Origin of the sequence: Thioalkalivibrio sp. ALE30 (genome assembly GCF_000377465.1) — a bacterium.
Lineage (GTDB): Bacteria > Pseudomonadota > Gammaproteobacteria > Ectothiorhodospirales > Ectothiorhodospiraceae > Thioalkalivibrio.
In genome coordinates this window covers 266765-272801 of sequence record NZ_KB898171.1, presented here as the reverse complement: position 1 = coordinate 272801, position 6037 = coordinate 266765, and the positions used below count along the sequence as shown (strand labels likewise).

Annotated in this window: 7 protein-coding genes; 1 reads left to right on the top strand and 6 read right to left on the bottom strand. The window is 65.8% G+C overall.

Annotation, left to right across the window (positions count from 1 at the left end; genetic code table 11):
- Positions 1–413: 413 nt before the first annotated feature.
- Entirely contained in the window at positions 414–1397 is a 984-nt protein-coding gene (locus tag D107_RS0107780; RefSeq protein WP_018876828.1) for an MBL fold metallo-hydrolase, read from the bottom strand.
- A 152-nt stretch (positions 1398–1549) separates the two neighbouring features.
- Positions 1550–2245 carry a TVP38/TMEM64 family protein gene (locus D107_RS0107775; protein WP_018881189.1) on the bottom strand — a complete coding sequence of 232 codons (696 nt, stop codon included), beginning with the start codon at positions 2243–2245 and terminating at the stop codon, positions 1550–1552.
- Positions 2246–2305: 60 nt separating this feature from the next.
- On the opposite strand from D107_RS0107775, the gene D107_RS0107770 reads away from it, so the two are divergent.
- On the top strand, positions 2306–3301 hold the full coding sequence (locus tag D107_RS0107770) for a serine/threonine protein kinase (protein ID WP_018881188.1): 996 nt from the start codon (positions 2306–2308) through the stop codon (positions 3299–3301).
- 16 nt (positions 3302–3317) lie between these two features.
- On the opposite strand, the gene D107_RS0107765 is transcribed toward D107_RS0107770, so the two are convergent.
- From D107_RS0107765 to D107_RS0107750, 4 genes are all read right to left on the bottom strand, one after another.
- Positions 3318–3740: a hypothetical protein gene (locus tag D107_RS0107765; protein WP_018881187.1), complete on the bottom strand. Its 423-nt coding sequence runs from the start codon at positions 3738–3740 to the stop codon at positions 3318–3320.
- Between the two features lie 272 nt (positions 3741–4012).
- Positions 4013–4783, bottom strand: a complete 771-nt coding sequence (locus D107_RS0107760; RefSeq protein WP_018867314.1) for a DUF2063 domain-containing protein — start codon at positions 4781–4783, stop codon at positions 4013–4015.
- On the bottom strand, positions 4776–5660 hold the full coding sequence (locus D107_RS0107755) for a DUF692 domain-containing protein (protein WP_026279281.1): 885 nt from the start codon (positions 5658–5660) through the stop codon (positions 4776–4778). The genes D107_RS0107760 and D107_RS0107755 overlap by 8 nt, the downstream gene beginning before the upstream one ends.
- Positions 5650–5943 (bottom strand): hypothetical protein, encoded by a 294-nt coding sequence (locus tag D107_RS0107750; protein ID WP_018867312.1) that lies wholly within the window; start codon positions 5941–5943, stop codon positions 5650–5652. Before D107_RS0107750 ends, D107_RS0107755 begins: the two co-directional genes overlap by 11 nt.
- Between the last annotated feature and the right edge of the window lie 94 nt (positions 5944–6037).

Sequence of the window (6037 nt, the reverse complement as noted above, 5' to 3'; positions counted from 1 at the left end):
AGCCCAGGCGGCCCTCGGTGCGCTCGCCCGGTGCCGCCTGGAGCTGGTCGCTCATCTCGGCTTCCAGAACCTGCTGGACCGCCTCGCGCACCAGCGTGCGCATCAGTTCCTCGTCTGTCCCCAAAAGCGCTCGCAGTGACGTGCGATCCGCAGTAGCCTGGCTCTTGTGAGTGGTCATGGTCTCGCCCTCCTTGAGGGGTTCCGGTGGTCGCTAACCAACCCGAATACCATGGCCGCTCACCTCCTGCCAGCTTCTGCACATAACTCAGCACACTACTGGCCGCTTTTGCGCGCGCACGGCGTTACGGCTCCCTTGTGCAGAATGACTGCACGGCGGTCACCGCGCCTTGTTCGCACGCAAAAGCGAATCGAGCGCGGACGCGCGATTCAATCAGCGTCTCCCTAGGGGTGGCTTACATGTTGCCTTCGATAAACAGGTAGGTCCGGTTCACGTTCGGGCGGTGCCAGTCATCGTAATGACGCAGATGCTTGAACTCTTCCAGATCCGCGAGTCGGTCCACCACCTCGCTCAGGGATTCCCAGTCTTCGATCCCCGCGCGCACTTCGCGCACCAGCAACTCAAGGTAATCACCGGTATCCTGGCGCGCCTCGGCCATATCCGTCGCGCGGCCATGACCCGGCACCACAATCTCCGGGTCAATGGACTCCAGGTGCCGGAAGGCCTCCAGCTTTTCCACCGGGTTGCTGAACGGATGAATCCCCAGCATGCGCTCGGTGTAGACGATATCGCCGGTAAAGACGACGTCCTCGCCCGGCAGATGGACCATGATGTCACCCGGGAAATGGGCATCCCCGGCATAGATCAGCTCGAAGTCCACGCCGCCCACGCTCAGGGTGTACTCATCGGCATCCACGGGGTTCGGTGCCGGAACCGGCTCGGTGCCCTCCATCGCCTCCTCACCCACGGAGTTGGCCAGCGAGGCGATTTGCCCCTCGCCCCGTTCGGCCTGGGTACTCGCGGTCCGCTGGAGTGCCACCAGTTCCGCGCCCTGCTCGTGGAAGTACCCGTTCCCCAGCCAGCGATGGTCCTGCGAGCCTACGGAGATCACGTGCGTGATCGGCTTGTCGGTCACGCCGGCAATCGCCTTTTCCATGCGCTGGGCTACCTTGTAGCTCGGGCCCGAATCGATCAGCACCACGCCCTCGTCCGTGACCACAAAACCGGTGTTGTTGGTGAACCCCAGATTGACCGGCGTGCGGTTCTCGAGCGAGCCATAGAAGTAGTAGACCCGGTCGGTCAGCTGGATCGGCTCCAGCACCTTTTCGATCGGTCGATCCAGCGGCTCGTCTTCCGCCTGCACCGCCATGGCGAGCCCCAGCAGACCCAGCGCGAGAAGTGCCGCCTGACCCTGGCGCAGAAGAATATTCAATGTCATGTAATTAACTCTCCTTGGGCCTGGCAGTGCACTCGGCGGACAGGCAAATCGATCCCGAAAGCCTTGAGACTGCAATCCCGCGCCTCTCGTTCCAAAGTCACAGCTTACCGCGCATCCGCATTACATGCGCACATGCAGATACGGTACCCGAATCAGCCCCTGCCGGCGTGCCGGCGCCGGGAGCGAACCGCGGTCACGCCCCAGCGCGCCAGGAGCGGAAACACACCCGTCGCGGCCAGGGACAGCAGCAGCACCGGCGAAAGCAGCCCGTCCAGCCCCTGCAGCTGCCCCAGCTGCGTACCGGCATTGGCGAAAACGGCCGTGGCCGGCAGCATCCCCACCAGCGACACCCAGCAATAGGTCCAGGTCCGGATCGGCAGGAGCCCCATCCCGGCATTCACCAGCAGGAACGGAAACACCGGAATCATCCGTAACGCGAAAAGATAGAACGCGCCCTCGCGGACGAAGCCTTCATTGATCCGCCCCAGCTGCCGGCCGTAACGCCGCTGCACCGCATCGCGCGCCAGCGCGCGGGCTGCCAGGAAGGTCAGCGTTGCGCCCAGCGTGGAGGCCAGTGACGACAGCAACGTCCCCCAGACCACCCCGAACAGGGCACCGCCCGCCAGGGTCATCACCACGATGCCCGGCACGGAAAACGCGGCGACCACCGCATACACCACAAAGAACAACACGGCCGTGGACAGGGGCCGTGCATCCCGCCACACCTCGATCTCCCCGCGTGCGGCCCTCAGGCTCTCGACGTCCAGCCCCGTCCCTACTCCAGCCAGCAGCCAGACGCCGACCAGAGCCGTCAGTGCGGCCAGCAGCCCCCAGTAGTAACGGTTCAAGCGCGGTTCCTCGCGTGCATCTCGGCGAAACCATGCGCGGCAAACCCGTACACTGCAAGGATGAGCACATCGCAACCGCATCCGTACGACGCGCTGAAGCCCGGGGTCATCCTCGACGCGGTCGAGACCACCGGTCTGCGCTGCGACGGGCGCCTGCTGGCCCTGAACAGCTACGAGAACCGGGTCTACCAGGTCGGCATCGAGGACGCCACGCCGGTAATCGCCAAGTTCTACCGGCCCGGGCGCTGGTCGCCGGATGCCATCCGCGAGGAACATGCCTTCAGCCAGGAACTCGCCGCGCGCGAGGTCCCGGTGGTTGCCCCGCTGGCGGACGACCGGGGCGAAACGCTGCAGGAACACGCGGGCTTCCTGTTCGCCGTCTACCCGCGCTGCGGTGGCCGCGCGCCGGATCTGGAGCAGCGCGAGACGCTGGTGCGCATTGGCCGCTTCATCGCGCGTATCCACGAGGTCGGGCGCGCCGACCGTTTTCGCGAGCGTCCGGTACTGGATCCCGTGCCACGTGGCGAGGAAGCGCGCCAGGCCGTGCTCGCCTCCGGCTATCTGCCACTGGAACTGGAATCGGTCTACCGCGACCTCAGCGCCGACCTGCTCCAGCGCATCCAGCGCACACTCGACAGCATTGGCCCGGTCCAGCAGCTGCGCCTGCATGGCGACACCCATCCCGGCAACATCCTGTGGACCGACGACGGGCCGCACTTCGTGGATCTGGACGATGCCTGCATCGGTCCGGCAATGCAGGATCTGTGGATGTTCCTGTCCGGCGAGCCTCCGGAGATGGCCTGGCAGATGCAGGCCCTGCTGGAGGGCTACGAGACCTTCGTGCCGCTGGATCGGCGCGAGCTTGGCCTGATCGCTCTGCTACGCACCCTGCGCATCCTGCGGCATGCCGCCTGGCTGGCCCGCCGCGCCGACGACCCGGCCTTCATCGATGGCTTCCCGGTCTTCTACACCCCGCGCTACTGGGAAGACCACATCCTCACCCTGCGCGAGCAGGCCGCCGCCCTCGACGAGCCCGCGCTCGAGCTGGGTTACTGAACCACCGGTCACGGCTTCACCGCAGATTCCGGATGAGCTCCAGAACCGAGTCGCGGCTGTCGTCCAGAGCCGTCAGCAGCGCCTCCTCCGCCTCGCGGGCCAATTCGTCGTCCCCGTGCAGGTGCCGCGCATGCTGCGCCCAGGTAGTGTGCAGATGGAGCCCATGCGCCGGCAGTGGATCCGGTAGGACGGAGGTCAGATCCCGTACGCTGGCCGCGCGGCCCCAGCCCCGTATCCAGGTTTCCGCATCGCCAATCCCGGCTGGCACATCGCTCTCGACCGGATGGAAATAACGCCGGTAAAGAACTACCTGCTGGAGTTCGTTGATCTCGCGCGTCAGTTCGAAGGACGCCTGGCGCCAGTTGCGGTGCAGTTCCGATGTCTCGTTGCGCCAGGTGTTGTAGCCGAGGGAGGAGATCGCGATCATCAGCGAGATCATGGCGACGCTGTGCCGGCGCAGTTGGGCCCGTATCCGGTGCCGCCGAGGAACCCGGAGGACATCAGCCCTCGGCACTCGACGCCCGACTCCGTCTACCAGATACCTGAACCAGCCCCTCAGCTTACCGCCCATTGACGCTCGCCTCACTGAAACCGGGGAAACACTGATCAATGTTTCCCAAAGGCTTTCTGTTTCAGTAACTAGCGTCTTTCACCGGCCTTTCCCATGCCCGGGAGTCCGGGTCTGCGGTGCCGGCGTCCAGTCCCTCTCCCTCAGCCGGAAACGCCTTCCGGCCGCGTCCCCACAATGGCGCCCAGGCCACGGTAGTGCTCCAGGAGCTGGCGGCCACTGGCGACCAGGTCATCGGTGACCTCCAGTTCGAAATCGCCAGCCACCCGACGGATCTGTTCGGCGCCCGTCGCCGGCGCCTCGAGCACACGCCACAGCAGGCGGGCACCGAGCGGATTCAGCTCGGCGAAGCGCACCCGCTCCTCGCCCGAGCGATAGGCCAGCAGATAGGTCGGGACCTCACCCGGCTGTTCCGGCTGGAACTCCGCCCCGATGCGATGCACCGGATACTCGTAGGCGAGCAGACGCGCGGTGGCGGAGAACACCGGGACCCCGGTCATCAGGTCGCCGGTGCGGTCGAGGTCCGCGGGGCAGACGTCTTCGGCGTAGACCAGCTCGGTCTCCACCCGCTCGTAATGGGCCAGTTCCGCCAGAAACGGCGGATCGCCGGGCTGCGCCGAACGCTCGTCCGCCAGGTAGCGCACGAACTCCGCCGCCAGTTGCGGGAAGTACGGCGTCTCGCTGCCATGATCACGGTAGAAATCGCGTACCAGCTGTTCCCATGCGGCGGCTTCCAGCAACCCGCGCAAGACCGGAAACCCCCTGGCCAGCAGGTTCGCCACGTTGTTGAAGAACAGCCGCCGGTAGATCTCCAGGCGCCGGCTCTCGATGCCTTCCGGCGCCGGGTAGCGTTCGGGGTCGCGCAGATGCCGCGCGAATGCCGCCTGGATCTGCTGGAAGTCGGTCTCAGGCATGCAGGATACGCTCTTCCTGCCCTGCCCGCGCCTGGAGCTGCATATCGCGGATGCGGTTGGTCTCCGCCAGGAGCTCCTCCAGCGGCGGGAAATTGAAATCACGCTCGAGCAGCGTCGGCACCGGGCCGATGCGCGCGTAGGTTTCGCCCAGCAGATCCCAGACATCGCTGCAGATCGGCTGGCCATGGGTATCGACGCGCAGATCCGGCGCCTCGGCCTCGTGCCCCGCGATATGCAGATAGCGCACCCGCTCCAGGGGCATCGCGTCGAGAAACTCGGTCGGCGCGTAGCCGTGGTTGATGCTGTTGACGACCACGTTGTTCACGTCCAGCAGCAGGTCGCAGTCGGCCTCCTCCAGCACCGCGCGAACAAACGTGATCTCGTCGAGTTCGGCCCCCACCGGGGTGTAATACGAGACGTTCTCCAGGGCCATCCGGCGCCCGAGGATGTCCTGTACCTGACGTACGCGGTCGGCCACGTAGTGCACCGCCGCCTCGGTAAACGGGATCGGCATCAGGTCATACAGATGCCCCTGGCCATCGCCACAGGCCGAGAGATGCTCGCTGTAATCCTCGATCCCGTGAGTATCCAGGAAGGTCCGCAGGTCCTGCAGGAAGGTTCGGTCCAGCGGGCGCGGCCCGCCGATGTCGAGGGACAGCCCGTGGCAGACAAAGGGCTGGGCCTCGGTATATTCGCGAAAGATGCGCCCCAGGCGTCCGCCCAGGTGCATCCAGTTCTCCGGCGCCGCCTCGAAGAAGCCCAGGCGTTCCGTCGCCTCCGGGGCCTCGGCCAGCGGGCCCAGAAGGGCCCGCCGCAAACCGAGCCCGGCACCGCTGACGCGGGCCGGGTTGACGGGCCTGACGCTCCTAGCCGCCACAGGTCCCCTCGCCACAGGCCCCTTCGGAATCCTTGTCGTCGCCGGATCCGCCGCAGGTGCCTTCGCCACAGCTACCTTCGCTGTCCTTGGGTTCTCCGGCACCGCCGCAGGTACCTTCTCCGCAGGCCCCTTCGGCCAGCATCAGCGGCGACTGGCCACCCTGCTGATAGCCGTGGTTCAGGTCGGCCGATGCGAACACCGGGCTGGTGGCCATGGCCATACCGATCGCCGCGCTGCCGACGGCCCCGGCGAGGGTCTTGGTGGAAAACAGATCGTTCTTCATGATTTCACTCCTCGTCTTGCGATTATGGACCCTTGGCTTATAGATCCTTGGGTTATAGACCCTTGAGCTATAGAACCCGGCCCCGTTCAGTAAT